Source organism: Mediterraneibacter sp., from assembly GCF_030825015.1.
Taxonomy (GTDB): domain Bacteria; phylum Bacillota; class Clostridia; order Lachnospirales; family Lachnospiraceae; genus Mediterraneibacter.
The window spans coordinates 15533-34316 of the sequence record NZ_JAPJQP010000001.1; the positions used below are offsets into that span (position 1 = coordinate 15533).

An 18784-nucleotide genomic window follows, 5' to 3' on the forward strand; every position below is an offset into this window, starting at 1 on the left:
TAGGAAGGAAGAATAATGGGGAAAAATAAAGAGAAAACAAATGTGATGCGGATTTTAGATCAGAAGAAGATCGCTTATGAAAGCCATAGCTACGTTGATACAGAAGCAGTCAGTGGAATTGAAGTGGCAGAGGTATTGGGAGAAGACCCCGACATGGTGTTTAAAACTCTTGTGACGGTCGGGAAATCAAAAACAAATTATGTGTTTGTCATTCCGGTTAACTGCGAGTTGGATTTGAAGAAAGCGGCGCATGTCGTGAAAGAGAAAAGTATTGAAATGCTGAAGTCAAAAGAACTGCTTCCTCTTACCGGATATGTTCACGGCGGCTGTTCACCGATCGGAATGAAAAAACAGTTTCTGACAGTGATCCATGAGACAGCGAAAGATTTGGACAAGATTATTTTCAGCGGCGGTAAGATCGGGTATCAGGTGGAACTTGCACCAGAAGATCTGTTGAAATTAATTCCCGCAAAGCTGGCGGATGTGACAGAATAAAAGAGCAGGCGGCAACAATATTATGAGCGGAACAAGGAGGTGAAAGAGGCAATGATGCGCTATGCAGGAAAAAGAATATTGACGGGGATCGTGTCATTGTTCATTCTTGCTACGGTTACTTTTTTTCTTGTAAGACTGATTCCTGGAAGTCCGTTTCAAAGAGGCGGTGTTTCTGCAAATGTAGTAGAAGCTATTGAAGAAGAGTACGGGTTAAACGATCCGGTACTTGATCAGTACCTTGCCTATATGGGAAATCTGTTGAAAGGAGATTTGGGAATCTCTTATCAGGATCCGGGTACGTCGGTAAAAGAAATCATCGGAAGGGCTGCGCCGCTTACGGTATCAATCGGATTTCCGGCGTTGATCGTATCAGTGATCGTAGGGACAGGGTGCGGGATCATTTATGCTGCATCCGAGAAAAAGGCAGTCAGAAGGATGATCGGTTCTGTGGGAATGATAATCGCAGGGATTCCAAGTTTTGCTGCGGCGATTCTTCTTTTGATTGTATTTAGTGTGAAATTAAAATGGCTCCCTTCTTCAGGACTGCTTTCTTTTTCACATTATATTCTTCCGGTTACGGCTCTGGCGATGTATCCAGCGGTTGTGATCACCCGGATGACCGGAAACGCATTGACGGCAGAAATGCAAAAAGAATATGTTCTTTTTGCCCGAGCGAAAGGGCTGAAAAAGAGCCGGATCATTTTTACTCATGCTCTGAAAAATGCATGGGTTCCGGTGTTGAATTATATCGGACCTGCGTCGGCGTTTCTTCTTACAGGAAGTTTCGCTGTGGAGAGTGTCTTTACGATCCCCGGGTTGGGGAGAGAGTTTGTTATGTCGATCGCAAACAGAGATTACACGTTGATCCTCGGACTGACAGTATTTATGGGAACCGTTGTGATCGTGCTTAATTTGATTACCGATCTGCTTGGAGCATGGTTTGATCCGAAGATCAGAAGAGCCTACAAAAGAACTTGAAAAAGTCCGATGCGAAACACTGCGGGAGGCACAAAATGCAGAAAGAAAGAGAAAGAAAAACTTTATACTTAGATGAAAAGGCGGCGCTTGCAATCCTTTTTGTCTGGATTTTACTGGCGGTGTGCGTCCCATTATTCGGACCGTATTCGCCCACTGATCAAAATGTACAAATACGAAATGAATCGTTCTCGGGTGCTCATCTTTTCGGAACAGATGAATTTGGGAGGGATAATTTTACGCGTGTTTGGTATGGGGCAGGGATCAGTCTTGTAATTGGACTGGGAAGTGCTTTGCTTAACGGAATGATCGGTATTTTGTACGGCGCAGCAGCCGGATATTGTGGGAAACGAATTGATCTGTTTATGATGCGGGCTGCGGATTTGATTGCTGCCATCCCGTCGGTTTTGTATGTGATATTGATTACACTTGTTATGGGCGCGGGGGTACAGAGTATGATACTTGGACTTTGTATTGCCGGATGGATTGACATGGCGCGAGTTGTACGGGGAGAGATTATCCGTTTAAAAGAAACAGATTTTTGCGCGGCGGCAAGGATTGACGGAATTTCAGATGTGCGGATTTTGTTTAAACATCTGCTTCCGAATGCGGCGGGAATGATCGCGGTAAATTTTTTATTTCTGATACCGCAGGCAATTTTTACAGAGGCGTTTTTAAGTTTTTTGGGCGTTGGATTATCTGCACCGACGGCAAGTTTGGGAACATTGATTCAGGAAGCAAGAGACCGGATGCTTCTCTATCCTCATGAGATCTTGTTTCCGCTTCTTGTCTTATGTGTATTGTTGATCGTATTTCATATCCTTGCAGAGGCAATGGAGAGAAGGGGAGGTCAGACAGATTGAGTATGCTTGATGTAAGATCGCTTTATGTAACATATTTGTCGAAAACCGGATCGGTTGAAGCGGTGCGGGGGATCGATTTTTCAGCAGAAGCGGGAAAGGTGACAGGGATTGTGGGGGAATCCGGATCCGGCAAGAGTACGGCAATGCTTGCGGTCATGGGGCTTCTCGGGCAGGAGGCTGCTGTGGAGGCAAAGGCGGTTACTCTTTCGGAGACGGCGGTCAAGGCAGGAGAAAATGCAGCGATCGTCTTTCAAGATCCTTTAAAATGTCTGAATCCGACGGTGAAAGTTGGAAGACAGATTGCCGAGACTGTTCGAAATCGAAAAAAATGTACATGGCATGAGGCGAAAAAACGTGCAGAAGAACTGTTGGAGTCGGTTGGTATCCAACACCCAAGATTGCGGATGAAACAATATCCTTTTGAACTTTCAGGCGGAATGCGTCAAAGAGTTGTCATCGCCATCGCCCTTGCCTGTGAACCAAAGCTGATTATCGCTGATGAACCAACGACGGCGCTGGACGCGGCCATGCGGATCCGAACGATTCTTCTGCTGAAGAAAGTTGTAAAAGAGACGGAGGCAGCGCTTGTCCTTGTAAGTCATGACATGGGGGTGATTGCAGCGGCATGCGATTACGTTTATGTGATGAAAGATGGGGAAATGATTGAAAGCGGGTGCGCAGAGGATCTTTTTTATGATCCTCAGACAGAATATACAAAGAAACTTTTATCTGATGCAAAGGCAGAACGGTTTTTGGTAAAAGAAAAAGAATCCGCTGTAGGTAAGGTGCCATTATTTACAGTAAGCCGTTTGAAAAGACAGTTCCAAAAAGAAGAAGGGGTGGATGAAGTATCATTTGATATTTATGAAGGAGAACTGTTTGCTCTTGCAGGAGAGAGCGGAAGCGGAAAGACAACGCTGGCAAAGATCCTTACGGGGATTGAGCGGCCGGATCGTGGAAAACTGTTTTATCGGGGCGAAGAGTTTGATCCTGCGGGCAAAAGAGAGAAAGGGAAAGCGGCAGGCAGAGTCAGAATGGTTTTCCAGGATCCGTATTCTTCTCTGAATCCGTGTATGACGATAGAAGAAATGTTAACGGAAACATTGCGGGCAAAAGAAAAACAGGGTGTCTCAGAAGGAAAACATAAGAGCCGGGAACAGCAGATTGAACAGATGCTTCTTCGTGTCGGACTGAGCCGGACAGATGCAAAACGGTATCCAGGAGAACTTTCAGGAGGTCAGCGCCAGCGCGCGGCGATTGCAAGAGCGCTTCTTGCTGAACCGGAACTTTTGATCTGTGATGAGGCGGTATCTTCTTTGGATGCTGCTACAAAGAAGCAGATTTTAAACCTGCTTCTGCAAGAGGTGGAAGAGAAGAGGATCGCGTGTTTGTTTATTTCTCATGATATGGATGTGATCAGGAGGATCAGTCACAGGACGGGGATTCTTTATAAAGGAAGACTTATAGAATGTGCTAACACACGCCAGTTGTGTAAAGATCCGTGGCATCCGTATACAAAGGTTCTTTTAGAATCTGTGATTCCGCCCGATCCGCTGAAAGCGAGAAAACGAAAAGCGCCTGTCGTTCATGAACAGAAGACAGAAGGCGGATGTCCCTGTTTTGGGATGTGCGGATATCGGATGGAAATGTGCCGAAAAGAGATGCCGAAGACGGATACGTTCGGAGACAGGAAGATCGCCTGTTGTCTTTATTCTGAAAGACAAAGCGGCGGGCGAGATCCTGCATACAAGATGACTTCGCAAATATAGAGAAGGGAAAATTTGAAACAGGAGAGATGAATTGTTGAGAGATAGAAAATATACAGAAGAAAAGAAAAACAAGAGTCTAAACAGGAGAAAGATTACAGTGACGGCAAAAAAAGGTATCGCACTGCTTTTGTCGGCTGTGCTGTTTGCTGGAACTGTTTTGACCGGCTGCGCCCATACAGAGCAGTCGGGAGAGAAAGGGGGAAAAAGTGACCGTTCTAAAAAAGAGATCACAGTTGCGATTAACAGTGAAACCGGTTCTTTGGATCCCGCAGGATCGATTGCGCTGACCTACCTTGCATATTCGGTAAGCGCATTGGATGAACTGCTGACATTTGATGAAAACGGGGAGATTGAATATCGTGCAGCACAGTCTTATGAAGTGAATGAAGATTTTACAACATGGACTTTTCATCTGCGTCAGGACGCCCTTTGGTCTGACGGAACAGAAGTGACGTCGGCAGATTTTAAAAATACGATCACACGGGCGCTGAAACCGGAATCAGGAAGCGGATATGCAGTATATCTTTTTCCGATTCTAAATGCGGAAAAGATCTATAAGAAAGAGGCAGATATGGAGTCGCTGGGAGTTGAACTTCCTGATGATAAGACGATCGTTTTCCATCTTGAGAAACCTTGCGTATATTTTTTAGATCTTCTCAGATTGCCTGTGTATACGCCGTCCTGTGTAAAATATGCAGACGCAGATAACAGCGGCTGGGACAAAGATCCGAAGAGAAGTTTGTCAAACGGACCTTTTTATTTGGCAGAATACGTTCCGAATCAGTATTTTGTCCTTGAAAAAAATGAACGTTATTGGAAGAAAGATGCGGTTCATCTGGATCGGATCACTTATCGGTTCTATGACGATACGCAGTCTATGGCAGCAGCTTACGAAACAGGAGAAGTGGATGTGGCAACTTCCCTGCCGTCTGCAGTCATGAAGTTATATGAAGGGAAAGAGGATTTGCTTGTGACAGATCAGATTGCTACCCGATATCTTTATTTTAATCTGAATGTAAAACCGTTTGACGATGTCCGTGTGAGAGAAGCCTTTAATCTTGCGGTAAACAGAGAAGAACTGTGCAAGATCGTCGGGGAAGATACGGAGCCGACCTATAATCTTGTGGCAAAATATATGAAAGATAAAAATACAGGGAAATATTTTACAGAAGAAGCAAAGCAGCCTTTTGAAGAAAATGTAGAACGTGCGAGGGAACTTTTGGCAGAAGCCGGATATCCGAACGGGAAGGGGTTTCCCAAACTGACATACAGTTATCCTTCGTTGGAACTTGATTCGGATACGGCGCAAGTCATTCAGGAGCAGCTCAAAAAAAATCTCAATATAGAGATTCAGTTAAATGCACAGGAATTACAGACGAATTACAGTATGCGTCATGCCGGTAATTTTGATCTGTGCCGGATGAACTGGACAGCAGATTTTTCAGATCCATACACATATCTGTCAATGCTTCTGTCAGACAGTACTTATAATTGCAGCGGGATTCAGGATCAGCAGTATGACGATCTTGTCCGTAAATCAGATTCCGAGACGGATCCTCAAAAGCGGTCGGCGCTGATGCATGAAGCGGAACAACTGGCGGTTGGAGAGCAGTTTTATATACTTCCTCTTTATGCGATGAAGAGTGTGAATCTTGTCAATCCTAAAGTCAGAGGAATCCGACAGATTCCGGCAAGCGGCGCTTTGGAATACCGCTATGCCGAAAAAGAATCTTAAGAGGAAGAAACGGTGATATCATCTGCTGAAAGCACAAAATAATGTCGGTTAATGACAGAGGGTACATCCGGTAGCTGTTGCAGCGCAGCCGCCGAGAGCCGTCTCTCTATATTCGGAAGGAAGCCGTTTTCCGGCAGTATACATGGCGTCTAACATTTCATCAAAAGGAATGAGCTGTCGGACGTTGCTCAAGGCAATTTCGGCTGCGGTCAATGCATTGGCAACCCCGGAAGCGTTTCGCATCTGGCAGGGACATTCCACAAGACCACCGACAGGATCACATACAAGTCCAAGCATATTCATCAGCACGGTAGATGCTGCGTCGAGACATTGCTGCGCAGAGCCGCCCATCAGTTCAACAGCGGCAGAAGCAGCCATTGCAGAAGCGACGCCTACTTCCGCCTGACAGCCGCCTACGGCGCCGGCAACGGTAGCGTTGCGCATGGCGAGGCAGCCGATAGCCCCTGCATTAAAAAGGGCAGAGACAATGTCGCTGTCGGAGAGGTCATAAGTTTCCTGAAGGGCGAGAAGAAGCCCGGGGACGATTCCTGCAGATCCGGCGGTAGGAGCGGCGACAATCAGTCCCATAGAGGCGCTTGTCTCAAGTACTGCCATGGAATAGGTGATTGCCAGGCTCAAAGGATCTTTGCAAATGCTTTTCCCTGATTCCCGGTGCTGGCTGACAAGCTTTGCTTCTCCCCCGATGAGTCCGCCCATAGAAGGCTTTGGATCTTCAACTGCAAAATGAGCGGAGTCTTTCATGATCTGCCACGTTTCGGACATCTGTTGAAGAAGATCCTCTCCTGGTCTTTCTGTGAAAGTCTCTTCTCTTATAAGCATGATCTGTGAAATGGGACAGTTGTTTGTATTACATAATTCGATCAGTTGACGTCCGTTTTTAAAATCCATTAAATTACTCCTTTCTTGCTGGGAAGCACGAGCATGACATCATGTACATAAGGATTGGTTTTGATCCGGTCGGCGGCAGTCTGCGGAAGGATTCCGTCCGATTCGACGATGCTGTATGCCGTACAGCCTTTCTCTTCACGATAAAGTTTCATGTATGCGATATTGACGTTCATCTCGCTCAGACAATTCGTAATATGAGCGATGACTCCGGGTTTGTCCTGCTGGACGACGATGAGAGTGCTGTATTCTCCGGTAAAGTCGACTTCTACTTCGTTGATCCGTGTGATTCGGATTTTTCCTCCCCCGACAGATTCTCCGCGAACCATAAGTTTTTGTCCGCTTTCATCGGTCATATGGATATCGACCGTATTTGGATGGACTTCGGTTTCTGTCGTGTTTGTAGTAAAGGAATAGACGAGTCCTCTTTCGTCTGCAATGGAAAATGAATGGGGGATTCTTCGGTCATCTGTTGAAAATCCCATGATTCCTCCAAGAAGGGCGCGGTCGGTTCCGTGTCCTTTGTAAGTTCTGGCAAAAGAGCCGTAAAGAATAAAATCTACTTTTTTAATAGCAGCGTTGGGCATTTTCCCTGCGAGAAGGGCGATTGCCGCTGCGCCTGCCGTATGTGAACTGGACGGACCGATCATATTTGGTCCGAGCACATCGAATACGCTGATAAAAGACATGAAAGTTCCTCCTGTGAATTTTCGGTTCATAATATTGACGCTTATACAGAGGTAGTATATCATGTTTTCAAATAAGAATGTGGATTGAAAGAAAAATATATGTTTCATTCTATTATGAAACTGGAGAGAAGGATGGTTTCAAAAAGATGATGGAATTAGTAACAGGAGGCAGCGGGAGCGGGAAATCCGCATATGCAGAAGAACGTATCTGTGCGCTGCACAGAGCGCTTTGCGCTGCGAAAGAAAATGGCGGGGAAAACCTGAGTTATATAGCGACGATGTATCCTTATGGAGCTGAAACGAAAGAGAAGATTGCCGATCATCGGATGCGAAGGGCAGGGAAAGGGTTTCAGACATTGGAGTGGTATACGGATATTACAGGGAAGATCCGACAGTTTGAAGCCGAAGGAAGATCAATCGGATGCGTCCTTTTGGAATGCATTTCCAATTTAACGGCCAATGAACTTTATATGGAAGAAGGAGCAAAAGAAGAGGCTGTCGGGGGCATTTTAGAAGCGGCTGCTTTGCTGAAAGAGAAAAGCAGCCATCTGGTTGTTGTGACGAATGAGATTTTTTCAGAGTCATCGGAAGATTCGGAACAGATGAGATATTATAAGTATGTTATGGGAACGATCAACCGAGAACTTGCGCAGATGGCGGATCAGGTTACAGAGGTTGTTTATGGAAGACCGGTCAAGAAGAAAGGATGGAACACAGGGGAGATGAGCGGGGTCACAGAGAAAATGAGCGGGCCTGCAAAAGGCATTAAGATCGTGACGGGAGGAGCGTTTCAGGGTAAACGAAAGTATGCCATGGAATGTTATCCTGAATTAAACTGGAGCAGCGGAGCCGACTGTAGTTTAGATAAAGTCGGAATTTGGGAAGCGGTAGATCAGTTTCATCTTTTTGTGCGTCGCTGGCTGGAAGCAGGGCGTGGGAAAGAGCAATTACTGGAAGCAATCGGCGATGAAAATCGGAATCTTGTGATCGTCAGCGATGAGATCGGATGCGGTCTTGTTCCGGTGGATGCTTTTGAGAGGGAATACCGGGAGACGGTCGGTCGGATCATGACAGAACTGACTGCAAAGGCAGTGCGGGCAGATCGCGTGATCTGCGGGATCGGTCAAAGGATCAAATGAGAAGAAAACAGATAGGAGGAATTCGAAGAAGATGATGTTGAGAGAAATAGAAAAAGTGCTTCCATCTGATATTGAAAAAAGAAGTTTTGAAATCATTACAGAGGAGCTGGGAGACAAAAAACTGATTCCGGGTACAGAGATGATCGTGAAAAGATGTATTCATACGAGCGCGGATTTTGATTATGCAGACAATCTTGTGTTTTCGGACAGTGTAGTTGAAAAGGCGCTGAAAGCAATCCGAAACGGCGCGTCTGTCGTGACGGATACACAGATGGGAAAAGCAGGGATCAATAAAAAATGTCTTGCGCGATACGGCGGAGAAGTCTATTGTTTTATGTCTGACGAAGATGTGGCTCAGGCGGCAAAGAAAAATAAAACGACGCGGGCTGCTGCCAGTATGGACAAGGCGGCAAAATTGGGAAATCATGTGATCTATGCGATCGGGAATGCGCCTACCGCGCTTGTTCGTCTGTATGAATTGATCAAGGAAGGTCGGATCAATCCTGAGCTTGTTATAGCAGTTCCGGTCGGATTTGTGAATGTTGTCCAGTCGAAAGAACTGATCCTGAGTCTGGAAGATACTCCGCATATCGTAGCAAGAGGACGCAAAGGCGGCAGTAATATTGCGGCATGTATATGTAATGCGCTTTTGTATATGGAAGACGGAGGAGCGGGAAGATGAAAAAACCGTATTTTCCTATGTTTGTCGATCTTGCAGGAAAACAGATCAAGGTAATCGGCGGCGGAAAGATCGCGCTGAGGCGGGTGAAGACATTGCTTTGTTTTGGCGCAGACATCTGTGTGATCGCACCGAAGATTCGAGAAGAGTTTTATTCTTTGGAGTCGGAAGGAACACTTACTTTTTTTGAAAGAGAGTATGAGAAAAATGATATACAAGGCGCGGATCTTGTGATTGCGGCATCAAACGGTAAGGAAGTAAATCGTTGCGTGTATGAAGCATGTAAAGAGGCAGGAGTTTTAGTCAATACGGTGGATGACAGGCGGTTGTGTGATTTTTATTTTCCATCTGTTGTGGTGACGGAAGATCTTGTTATCGGTATGAATTCAATGGAACATGATCCGAAGAAGGTGAAAGAAGCGAGATCGGTTATCGAAACAATGTTTGAAAACGAAAGAGATTATCGTTCTGAATAAATAATATGGAACAGGTGAAAGGATATTGCTTTATGATGCTGTCAGCAGAGAAATCTGTTGGCAGTTTTTTTACAATGGCGACGAGCCAAAGTTCGGACTTGCCTGAGACCTTGACGATGGCTTACAATCCCGGAATGCGCCTTTTGGAACTTCCGGCGAGTTGTTTATGGGGGGGACGCTGTTTTGTAAAATGAAGAGCGGACAGATTGTCGCAGGCGACAGAAAATGACGAGCCGACAAAAAGCATAAAAATAAAAAGAATAACAAGTGCAATATGTATAAATCGTAAAACAAAAAGAAGACCGGATAAGTAAAAATGCGGAAAAATATACAAAAAATTAATAATAAAGAAGTGGAATTTTGATATTTTGTATGATATGATATCTCTAATGGGCATTAACAGTAAGAATGGAGGTTGAAGAATGGCAGCAAAAAAGGCGACTGTTCCTTTCTCGGGAACAAAAGAACAGGAAGAAGCACTCATGAAAGTAATCCATGAGCTGAAAGATGAAAAAGGGGCGCTGATGCCGATCTTGCAGAAAGCGCAGGATATATATGGGTATCTTCCGATCGAAGTTCAGAAGATGATCTCGGATGAGACAGGGATTCCGATGGAGAAGATCTATGGTGTGGCAACATTTTATTCACAGTTTACATTAAGTCCGAAGGGCAAATACAGGATTTCCGTCTGTCTTGGAACGGCATGTTATGTGAAAGGTTCGGGAGATATTTACAATGCATTGATGGAAAAACTGGGAATTGTAGGCGGTGAGTGTACGCCGGACGGAAAATTCTCTCTTGATGCATGCCGTTGTGTCGGAGCATGTGGATTAGCTCCGGTCATGATGATCAATGACGAAGTATACGGACGTTTGACTGTAGATGATCTGGATGACATTTTAGCAAAATATGAGTAATGCCAAAATGATATTTCCGGGGGATACAGAGCCGGGAATAGAAGATATTTGTTTGGAAACAGGAAATGGAGGAGCAATATGAAATCTCTTGAGGAATTACATGAGATCCGTGAACGGATGCAGGGAATCGTAGGACTTAGAGCAGAGAATGCGGATCAGATCCTTGTAACGGTCGGCGTGTCTGAGAGTGGAAAGGCTGCCGGAGCCGGAAAAGTTCTGACAACGCTTTCCGATGCGGTTCAGGAACAGAATCTGACACATAAGATCAGAGTGACGCAGGACGGATATTTGGAAATGAGCGGACAAGAGCCGGTTATGGAAGTCGTGGAAAAAGGAAAAGATAAAGTTGTTTATGTGAAGATGACTCCGGAAAAAGCGCTGGAAGTGCTGAGTACCCATTTGCTCGGAGGACAGGTGGCTGCGGAATATACGTCTGCGGCGCAGGAACAGAAAGAATCATAGAAGAGGAGGCTTGAACATATGTATCGTTCACATGTACTTGTCTGCGGCGGAACGGGATGTACTTCATCCGGAAGTGCGCGGATCAGGGAAAGATTGGAAAAAGAGATCGAAGCGAATGGATTGTCTGAAGAAGTGTGTGTCGTTAAGACAGGCTGTTTTGGACTGTGCGCCTTAGGCCCGATCATGATCGTATATCCGGAAGGAACATTTTATTCGATGGTTCAGGAAGAAGATATTCCGGAAATCGTAACAGAACATTTACTGAAAGGAAAAGTTGTAAAGCGTCTGCTCTATGATGAGACGGTAAAGACTGATAAGATCATTCCGCTCAATGAGACGAATTTCTATAAAAAACAGCACAGAGTTGCTCTTCGAAACTGCGGTGTGATTAATCCTGAGAAGATCGATGAGTACATAGGTACAGGCGGATACGAGGCGCTGGGCATCGTGCTGACACAGAAGAAGCCGGAAGATGTGATCCAGATCCTCTTGGACAGCGGACTTCGGGGAAGAGGCGGAGCAGGATTCCCGACCGGATTAAAATGGAAATTTGCGGCAGGAAATGACGCGGATCAGAAATATGTCTGCTGTAATGCGGACGAAGGAGATCCTGGCGCGTTTATGGACCGCTCTATCTTAGAGGGAGATCCCCACGCAGTTCTTGAGGCGATGGCAATCGCCGGATATGCAATCGGGGCGTCTCAAGGTTATATTTACGTCCGCGCAGAATATCCGATCGCCGTAAAACGTCTTGAGATTGCGATCGGACAGGCAAGAGAGTATGGTCTGCTCGGAAAGAACATTTTCGACAGCGGATTTGATTTTGATATTGAATTAAGACTCGGAGCAGGAGCGTTTGTCTGCGGAGAAGAGACGGCGCTTATGACATCTATTGAAGGAAACAGAGGAGAGCCGCGTCCGCGTCCGCCGTTCCCGGCGCTGAAAGGATTGTTCCGGAAACCGACGATCTTAAATAACGTAGAGACATACGCGAATATTCCGCAGATCATTGTGAATGGTCCGGAATGGTTCGCATCGATGGGAACAGAAAAGTCAAAAGGAACGAAAGTATTCGCTCTTGGCGGAAAGATCAATAATACAGGTCTTGTAGAGATCCCGATGGGAACAACGCTTCGCGAGATTGTAGAAGAGATCGGCGGAGGCGTTCCGAACGGAAAGAAATTCAAAGCGGCTCAGACCGGAGGACCGTCAGGCGGATGTATTCCTGCGGAACATTTGGATATTCCGATCGATTATGATAACCTGCTGGCAATCGGCTCGATGATGGGTTCCGGCGGTTTGATCGTTATGGATGAAGATACTTGTATGGTCGATATTGCGAAGTTCTTCCTTGAGTTTACGGTAGATGAGTCTTGCGGAAAATGTACGCCGTGTCGTATCGGAACACGCCGTATGCTTGAGATCCTTGAGAAGATCACAAAAGGTCAGGCAACGATGGAAGATCTGGATAAGTTAGAGGAGTTATGTTATCATCTTCAGTCCAACTCTTTGTGTGCGCTTGGACAGACAGCGCCGAATCCGGTGCTTTCGACTTTGAGGTATTTCAGAGATGAGTATATTGCTCATATTGTAGATAAGAAATGTCCTGCCGGCGTATGTAAAGATCTCCTTCAATATAAGATCGATCCGGATAAATGTAAAGGCTGTACGCTTTGTGCGAGAACCTGTCCGGCGGATGCGATCATCGGCAAGGTAAAAGAAGTGCATATGATCAATCCTGAGAAATGTCTTAAGTGCGGAGCTTGTATGGAAAAATGCCGCTTTGGAGCAATTTACAAAGAATAGGGAGGGCAGAGAAGATGGAAAATGTGAATTTAAAGATCAATGGTTTGAATGTGACAGCGCCTGCCGGCTCTACAATCCTCGAAGCGGCGCAGGCTGCGGGAATCAGGATACCGACTTTGTGTTATCTGAAAGAGATCAATGAGATCGGAGCCTGTCGTATGTGCGTTGTAGAAGTAAAGGGCGCAAGAAATCTTGTGGCGGCATGTGTGCATCCGGTTGCAGAAGGAATGGAAGTACAGACAAATACACCGAAGCTTCTCGAATCAAGAAGAAGAACATTGGAGTTGTTGTTATCGAACCATGACAAGAAATGTCTGTCCTGTGTCAGAAGCGGACAGTGTGAGCTTCAGGAACTTTGTCAGGAACTTGGAGTGACAGATGAAAATTATTTTGAAGGCGAGACGCCCCATTATGAATTAGACGAAAGCGCAGTTCATATGGTTCGCGATAATAATAAATGTATTCTTTGCCGGAGATGCTCCGCTGTCTGTGAAAAAGTGCAGAGCGTAGGCGTGATCGGACCAAACAACAGAGGTTTTGCGACATTTATCGGCTCTCCGTTTGAGATGGGGCTGGGAGATACAAGTTGTGTCGGCTGCGGACAGTGTATTGCGGCATGTCCGACAGGCGCGCTTTATGAAAAGAGCAATATCGATGATGTCCTTGCTGCTATTGCAGACGAGACAAAACATGTTGTCGTGCAGCCTGCTCCGTCGGTGCGCGCGGCTCTCGGTGAAGAATTCGGTTATCCGATGGGAACAGATGTAGAAGGCAAAATGGCTGCCGCTCTTAGAAGGATCGGATTTGATAAAGTATTTGATACAGATTTCAGCGCGGATCTTACGATCATGGAAGAGGCGCATGAATTCCTCGACAGAGTGAAAAACGGAGGCGTTCTTCCGCTTATGACATCCTGTTCTCCGGGATGGGTAAAATATTGCGAACATTATTATCCGGATCAGCTTGACCATCTGTCGAGCTGTAAATCACCGCAGCAGATGTTCGGAGCGATCACGAAGACATATTATGCGGAAAAGATGAACATCGCGCCGGAAAATATTGTTTGTGTCAGCGTGATGCCTTGTACGGCGAAGAAGTTTGAGATCCAAAGAGAAGATCAGGACGCAGGCGGTGTTCCTGATGTAGATATTTCGATCACGACAAGGGAACTTGCCCGTCTGATCCGTAAAGTCGGAATTAATTTCCGCAGTCTTCCCGAGGAAGGCTTTGACGATCCGCTCGGAGAATCTACAGGTGCGGGCGTGATCTTCGGCGCGACAGGCGGTGTTATGGAAGCGGCTCTTCGTACAGCAGTGGAAGAACTGACAGGCGAGACACTTGAAAAAGTAGAATTTACAGAAGTGCGCGGAACAGAAGGTATCAAAGAGGCAGTTTACAGCGTTGCCGGGATGGATGTGAAAGTTGCCGTTGCTTCAGGACTTTCCAATGCAAAGATCATTATGGATAAAATAAGAGCAAAAGAGGCAGATTATCATTTTGTTGAGATTATGTGCTGTCCGGGCGGATGCGTCAACGGCGGCGGTCAGCCGCAAGTACATGCGGATGTACGCAACTTTGAAGATGTAAAGGCGATCCGTGCAAAAGTGCTTTACGATAACGACGCTGCAAAAACATTGAGAAAATCTCACGAGAATCCGTCTATCAAACGGGTTTACAGCGAATATCTCGGGGAACCGGGAAGTGAGAAGGCACATCACATCCTTCATACGACATATGTAAAACGTACAGTGAATTAAAAAGTCTGTGAAACAACTGATCCGGGTTGTTATGGGCGGAACTGTTACTATATGACAGATATTTTATAACACAGGAAAGTCTTTTAGACTTTCCTGTGTTATAATTATAAAAGCTGTTTTATTCAAAAGAGGACAGACAGGGGACAAAGATAAAACCGAAAACAGGCTGTGAAAGATGTGCCTCTGTCTGTTGATTTATCAGGAAAGGGGAATTGTATATGGGATGGGATTGGCATTTGTTTCGGAAAGATACGGCGTTTGCGACAAGAAATCTGATCTGGTACAGTCTGATCATGACGGTTGTGACAGAGCTGGTTTCTGCCATGGTTGGGGCGCTGACGAAGACAGGAGGTTCTGCGGAGTCGCTCCTTTCGGAGGTAACCGGAACAGCAGCTTCCGCAGGGATGATAGCGGGAGTTTTGATCGGAGTTTTCTGTCTTTTTAAGATTGACGGTTCAAATGCGGAAAAGATCAATCTTTTCCAAAAAACGGAACGGAAGATGACGGCAGGCGCGTTTTCAAGATTTTGTATTTATATAATCATGGCGCAGATGATTTTTTCATTGACTATAGGTGCAGCGGAATTGTTCTTGGATCAGTTGGGAGTTTCTTTGGATACGTTGGCGGAGCTTGCTTCGGTCGGCGGGGATATGGGAATTATGATAATGATCTATGCCGGATTCGTCGGACCGGTTGTGGAAGAGCTTGTTTTCAGAGGCTTTCTTATGAGACGGTTCGAAAAATATGGAAAAGGTTTTGCGGTTATCGTTTCGGCAGTTTTGTTCGGCATTATGCATATGAATCCGCTTCAGATCGTATTTGGAATACTCATGGGACTTCTTTTAGGATATGTGGCGATCGAATATTCGATAAAATGGTCGATTGTCCTTCATATTGCGAATAATTTTATCCTCGGAGATGTGATCGGCGGGCTGTTTGAACTGCTTCCGGATCATGTGGAAGGAATTGCGTTTACTGCATTTTTAGGTATTGGTTTTGTGGTTGGCATTATCCTTCTGATCATGAGAAGAAAAGAGTGGATCGGCTGGCTGAAAGAAAACGCGGCGCCCGGAAGTTATTATCTCAACGCGCTTACGACACCGTCAGCGGTCATTTATATTGGTTATAATCTGTTTAACGGACTGATGCTTTTGGCGTTTACATTTATGGAGCCGTTTTTGTAAAAAAGCGGACATCCTACAGGAGGTATGAGGAATGAAAGTCATTGATTTTAAAGATGCAAAATGCCGTCATTGTTATAAATGCGTACGAAACTGCGCAGTAAAAGCGATCAGTGTTAAAGACGAGCAGGCGCGCATTATGGTCGATCATTGTATCAACTGTGGGCGTTGTCTGGAAGTCTGTCCGCAGAATGCGAAAACATTTGCAAGTGATCTGGACAGAGTGAAAGGGTATTTGGCACAGGGATTCAAAACAATCATATCGATCGCTCCGTCGTATGCCGGAGTTCTTGATTTTGATCAGCCGGGGCAGGTCGTGGACGCACTTTTGAAACTCGGATTTTATGAGGTGAGAGAAACTGCGGAAGGGGCGGCTCTTGTGACAAATGAATATAAGAAACTTGTGCGGGAAAATCAGATGTCCAATATCATTACGACATGCTGTCCGAGTGTGAATGATCTGATTGAAAAATATTATCCCGACTGCGCGAAGTATATGGCGCCTGTCGTATCGCCGATGGTAGCCCACGGCAGATATATTAAGAAGATATATGGATCGGATGTGAAGGTTGTATTTTTAGGACCGTGTATTGCGAAGAAGCAGGAGGCGATCGGAGATGAGAGAGTGTTCGGAGCGATCGATGCGATTCTGACGTTTGAAGAGCTGGCAGACTGGTTCTCGGAAGCCGGGATCAATCTTCGTCAGTGCGAAGAGAAACCGATGGGGAATCCGGATCCTAAGATTAACAGGCTCTATCCTGTCAGCGGAGGGGTGATTCAGTCTGTGATCACAGAAGAAGATGCGGACGGATATCATAAAGTATTTGTGGACGGACTGGAAAACTGTATGGAGATGTTGGAATGTCTCGGAAAAGGAGAGCTGGATCATTGTTTTATCGAGGCGAACGTCTGTGAAGGCGGATGTGCGAAAGGTCCTGCGTCTGCACATTGGAACACATCTTATGTAAAGACAAAAGTAAAAATAGAAAACGGCGTTTCCTATAAAGCAGCGAGAGATCTTCCTGATATGACGGAGGAAGAATTGCACAAAGAGTTCGGAGATCACAGTCTTTCTGATGAGATGCCGTCGGAAGAACAGATCCGGCATATCTTAAAATCTACAGGAAAATATTCTGCGGAAGACGAATTGAACTGCGGGGCATGCGGGTATTCTACATGCAGAGAAAAAGCGGTTGCGGTCTTTCAGGGGAAAGCCGAACTGTCGATGTGTATGCCCTATGCACTGACGCAGGCAGAATCGATGTCCAATGTTGTGATGGATGTGACGCCGAATATGATCTTTGTCATTGGAAGCGATATGAAGATATTAGACTGCAACAGGAAAGGGCAGGATCTTCTCGGAGTCGGACGGGAGGAAGCGGTACAACGGTATATTTTTGAATTTATTGAGACCCAGGACATCGAAGAAGTTCTGAATACGAAACAATCTGTGATGCATAAAAAAATTAAGATCGATAACGACAGGCTGACAGTTGAGGAGACGATCGTATATATCGACAATCTGGACGCTGTTCTGGTGACATATCAGGATGTGACAAGGGAAGAAAAAGTGCGGGAACAGCATTATAAGCTGAAAGTCGGAACTGTGGAGATGGCGCAGAAGGTGATCGAAAAGCAGATGATGGTTGCGCAGGAGATCGCGGGACTTCTGGGAGAGACGACGGCTGAGACGAAGGTTACATTGACGAAATTAAGAGATTCGATCTTGAATGAAGAAGATTAAGAGGGCGAAAAAGAATGAGTGTAAGTATTGATGTGGCTTGGAAAAGTCTGAATAAGCATCATGAAGAGCTGTGCGGAGATAAGGTGGAAGTGCTAAAGACCGATGACTCCGACATTCTGATCCTTGCAGATGGGATGGGAAGTGGTGTGAAGGCGAATATTTTAGCGACACTGACATCCAAAATTCTCGGGACAATGCTCTATGAAGGGGCGGCTCTGGAATCCTGTGTGGAAACGATTGCGAAAACACTTCCAATCTGTCAGGTGAGAAAGGTGGCATATGCGACATTTTCTGTCTTGCAGATCTTTCACAGCGGTGATGCGTACCTTGTGGAGTTTGACAATCCGTCCTGTGTGTTTATCCGTAATGGAAAAATTGTAGATTATGCGTATGAAACCCGTGAGATCGAGGGGAAGAAGATCCATGAATATCGGTTCAAAGTACAGAAAAATGACTGCTTTGTTCTGATGAGCGATGGAGTGATCTATGCTGGGGCAGGATCGATCTTGAATCTTCAGGGGTGGACATGGGAAGCCATGGCGGAGTATACACTCAAATGTACGAAGAAGACGATGTCTGCCTCACGTCTGGCAGTGATGTTAAGTCAGGCCTGCGATGAACTGTACGAAGAAAAACCGGGAGATGACACAACGGTTGCGGTTGCGCGAGTGATTGAGAGAAGAGTTGTGAATATTTTTACAGGACCTCCGAAAGAGAAGGAAGACGATGAGCGGATAATGCACGAGTTTATGCGTATGGAAGGAAAGAAAGTTGTAGCCGGAGGAACGAGCGCCAACATTGCGGCGCGGATTCTCGGAAAGGACATTGTTACAAAGGCGGACAGCCGTAATCCCGATGTTCCTCCGACAGCGGTTATTGAAGGAATCGATCTTGTGACGGAAGGGGTTCTTACTCTGGGGAAATGTTTGAAGCTTTTGAAAAAATATGTAAGAGATGAGTTTGACGCGGAATTTTTTGATGAGCTTGATGCAGAAAACGGAGCGTCTAAACTGGCAAAACTTTTGATCGAAGAATGTACGGAATTGAATCTGTTCGTAGGGACAGCAGTCAATGATGCTCACAGAGAGTCGGAATTGAATTTTGATTTAAGTATGAGACAGAACCTGGTAGAGCAGCTTGTTTCTACAGCGGAAAAGATGGGAAGAAGAGTAAAAGTAAGTTATTATTAAG

At 45.6% G+C, this 18784-nt stretch carries 17 protein-coding genes; 15 read left to right on the top strand and 2 right to left on the bottom strand.

From position 1 onward, the window contains the following. Positions 1-15: 15 nt before the first annotated feature. The 5 genes from ybaK (at position 16) to RCH61_RS00100 (ending at position 5837) form a co-directional block, all read left to right on the top strand. The gene (ybaK, locus tag RCH61_RS00080; RefSeq protein ID WP_306479502.1) at positions 16-495 is read left to right on the top strand and encodes a Cys-tRNA(Pro) deacylase; all 480 of its coding nucleotides are present in this window, start codon (positions 16-18) and stop codon (positions 493-495) included. Positions 496-546: 51 nt separating this feature from the next. Further along, positions 547-1473, top strand: a complete 927-nt coding sequence (locus RCH61_RS00085) for an ABC transporter permease (protein WP_306479503.1) — start codon at positions 547-549, stop codon at positions 1471-1473. Between the two features lie 35 nt (positions 1474-1508). Continuing rightward, the gene (locus RCH61_RS00090) at positions 1509-2333 is read left to right on the top strand and encodes an ABC transporter permease (protein ID WP_306479504.1); all 825 of its coding nucleotides are present in this window, start codon (positions 1509-1511) and stop codon (positions 2331-2333) included. A 2-nt stretch (positions 2334-2335) separates the two neighbouring features. Next, positions 2336-4102: an ABC transporter ATP-binding protein gene (locus RCH61_RS00095; RefSeq protein WP_306479694.1), complete on the top strand. Its 1767-nt coding sequence runs from the start codon at positions 2336-2338 to the stop codon at positions 4100-4102. A gap of 136 nt (positions 4103-4238) precedes the next feature. Then, positions 4239-5837: a peptide ABC transporter substrate-binding protein gene (locus RCH61_RS00100; RefSeq protein ID WP_442920437.1), complete on the top strand. Its 1599-nt coding sequence runs from the start codon at positions 4239-4241 to the stop codon at positions 5835-5837. A 48-nt stretch (positions 5838-5885) separates the two neighbouring features. On the opposite strand, the gene sdaAA is transcribed toward RCH61_RS00100, so the two are convergent. Both sdaAA and sdaAB read right to left on the bottom strand, forming a co-directional pair. Further along, the gene (sdaAA, locus tag RCH61_RS00105) at positions 5886-6746 is read right to left on the bottom strand and encodes an L-serine ammonia-lyase, iron-sulfur-dependent, subunit alpha (protein ID WP_306479506.1); all 861 of its coding nucleotides are present in this window, start codon (positions 6744-6746) and stop codon (positions 5886-5888) included. Beyond that, on the bottom strand, positions 6746-7432 hold the full coding sequence (gene sdaAB, locus RCH61_RS00110) for an L-serine ammonia-lyase, iron-sulfur-dependent subunit beta (RefSeq protein ID WP_306479507.1): 687 nt from the start codon (positions 7430-7432) through the stop codon (positions 6746-6748). The genes sdaAA and sdaAB overlap by 1 nt, the downstream gene beginning before the upstream one ends. A gap of 146 nt (positions 7433-7578) precedes the next feature. Between sdaAB and RCH61_RS00115 the strand changes: the two genes are divergently transcribed. From RCH61_RS00115 to RCH61_RS00160, 10 genes are all read left to right on the top strand, one after another. Then, on the top strand, positions 7579-8571 hold the full coding sequence (locus RCH61_RS00115) for a bifunctional adenosylcobinamide kinase/adenosylcobinamide-phosphate guanylyltransferase (RefSeq protein WP_306479508.1): 993 nt from the start codon (positions 7579-7581) through the stop codon (positions 8569-8571). Between the two features lie 34 nt (positions 8572-8605). After that, positions 8606-9253, top strand: coding sequence for a precorrin-8X methylmutase (locus RCH61_RS00120; protein WP_306479695.1), 648 nt, complete (start codon positions 8606-8608; stop codon positions 9251-9253). Beyond that, entirely contained in the window at positions 9250-9726 is a 477-nt protein-coding gene (locus RCH61_RS00125) for a precorrin-2 dehydrogenase/sirohydrochlorin ferrochelatase family protein (protein WP_306479509.1), read from the top strand. Before RCH61_RS00120 ends, RCH61_RS00125 begins: the two co-directional genes overlap by 4 nt. A 422-nt stretch (positions 9727-10148) precedes the next feature. Then, positions 10149-10643 carry an NADH-quinone oxidoreductase subunit NuoE gene (nuoE, locus tag RCH61_RS00130; RefSeq protein ID WP_306479510.1) on the top strand — a complete coding sequence of 165 codons (495 nt, stop codon included), beginning with the start codon at positions 10149-10151 and terminating at the stop codon, positions 10641-10643. 78 nt (positions 10644-10721) lie between these two features. Further along, on the top strand, positions 10722-11105 hold the full coding sequence (locus RCH61_RS00135) for a (2Fe-2S) ferredoxin domain-containing protein (protein WP_178006617.1): 384 nt from the start codon (positions 10722-10724) through the stop codon (positions 11103-11105). Between the two features lie 18 nt (positions 11106-11123). Then, positions 11124-12911, top strand: coding sequence for an NADH-quinone oxidoreductase subunit NuoF (nuoF, locus tag RCH61_RS00140; protein ID WP_306479511.1), 1788 nt, complete (start codon positions 11124-11126; stop codon positions 12909-12911). A 14-nt stretch (positions 12912-12925) separates the two neighbouring features. Further along, positions 12926-14668 carry an NADH-dependent [FeFe] hydrogenase, group A6 gene (locus RCH61_RS00145; protein ID WP_178006619.1) on the top strand — a complete coding sequence of 581 codons (1743 nt, stop codon included), beginning with the start codon at positions 12926-12928 and terminating at the stop codon, positions 14666-14668. A 218-nt stretch (positions 14669-14886) separates the two neighbouring features. After that, positions 14887-15852 (top strand): CPBP family intramembrane glutamic endopeptidase, encoded by a 966-nt coding sequence (locus tag RCH61_RS00150; protein WP_178006414.1) that lies wholly within the window; start codon positions 14887-14889, stop codon positions 15850-15852. A 31-nt stretch (positions 15853-15883) separates the two neighbouring features. Next, on the top strand, positions 15884-17593 hold the full coding sequence (locus RCH61_RS00155) for a [Fe-Fe] hydrogenase large subunit C-terminal domain-containing protein (protein ID WP_178006415.1): 1710 nt from the start codon (positions 15884-15886) through the stop codon (positions 17591-17593). 14 nt (positions 17594-17607) lie between these two features. Continuing rightward, the gene (locus RCH61_RS00160; protein ID WP_306479512.1) at positions 17608-18783 is read left to right on the top strand and encodes a SpoIIE family protein phosphatase; all 1176 of its coding nucleotides are present in this window, start codon (positions 17608-17610) and stop codon (positions 18781-18783) included. Position 18784 lies beyond the last annotated feature (1 nt).

What these genes read in the sequence shown, in the direction of transcription:
- ybaK (WP_306479502.1), top strand. Translation starts at nt 16, where the DNA reads ATGGGGAAAAATAAAGAGAAAACAAATGTGATGCGGATTTTAGATCAG.
- RCH61_RS00085 (WP_306479503.1), top strand. Translation starts at nt 547, where the DNA reads ATGATGCGCTATGCAGGAAAAAGAATATTGACGGGGATCGTGTCATTG.
- RCH61_RS00090 (WP_306479504.1), top strand. Translation starts at nt 1,509, where the DNA reads ATGCAGAAAGAAAGAGAAAGAAAAACTTTATACTTAGATGAAAAGGCG.
- RCH61_RS00095 (WP_306479694.1), top strand. Translation starts at nt 2,336, where the DNA reads ATGCTTGATGTAAGATCGCTTTATGTAACATATTTGTCGAAAACCGGA.
- sdaAA (WP_306479506.1), bottom strand. Translation starts at nt 6,746, where the DNA reads ATGGATTTTAAAAACGGACGTCAACTGATCGAATTATGTAATACAAAC.
- sdaAB (WP_306479507.1), bottom strand. Translation starts at nt 7,432, where the DNA reads ATGTCTTTTATCAGCGTATTCGATGTGCTCGGACCAAATATGATCGGT.
- RCH61_RS00115 (WP_306479508.1), top strand. Translation starts at nt 7,579, where the DNA reads ATGATGGAATTAGTAACAGGAGGCAGCGGGAGCGGGAAATCCGCATAT.
- RCH61_RS00120 (WP_306479695.1), top strand. Translation starts at nt 8,606, where the DNA reads ATGTTGAGAGAAATAGAAAAAGTGCTTCCATCTGATATTGAAAAAAGA.
- RCH61_RS00125 (WP_306479509.1), top strand. Translation starts at nt 9,250, where the DNA reads ATGAAAAAACCGTATTTTCCTATGTTTGTCGATCTTGCAGGAAAACAG.
- nuoE (WP_306479510.1), top strand. Translation starts at nt 10,149, where the DNA reads ATGGCAGCAAAAAAGGCGACTGTTCCTTTCTCGGGAACAAAAGAACAG.
- RCH61_RS00135 (WP_178006617.1), top strand. Translation starts at nt 10,722, where the DNA reads ATGAAATCTCTTGAGGAATTACATGAGATCCGTGAACGGATGCAGGGA.
- nuoF (WP_306479511.1), top strand. Translation starts at nt 11,124, where the DNA reads ATGTATCGTTCACATGTACTTGTCTGCGGCGGAACGGGATGTACTTCA.
- RCH61_RS00145 (WP_178006619.1), top strand. Translation starts at nt 12,926, where the DNA reads ATGGAAAATGTGAATTTAAAGATCAATGGTTTGAATGTGACAGCGCCT.
- RCH61_RS00150 (WP_178006414.1), top strand. Translation starts at nt 14,887, where the DNA reads ATGGGATGGGATTGGCATTTGTTTCGGAAAGATACGGCGTTTGCGACA.
- RCH61_RS00155 (WP_178006415.1), top strand. Translation starts at nt 15,884, where the DNA reads ATGAAAGTCATTGATTTTAAAGATGCAAAATGCCGTCATTGTTATAAA.
- RCH61_RS00160 (WP_306479512.1), top strand. Translation starts at nt 17,608, where the DNA reads ATGAGTGTAAGTATTGATGTGGCTTGGAAAAGTCTGAATAAGCATCAT.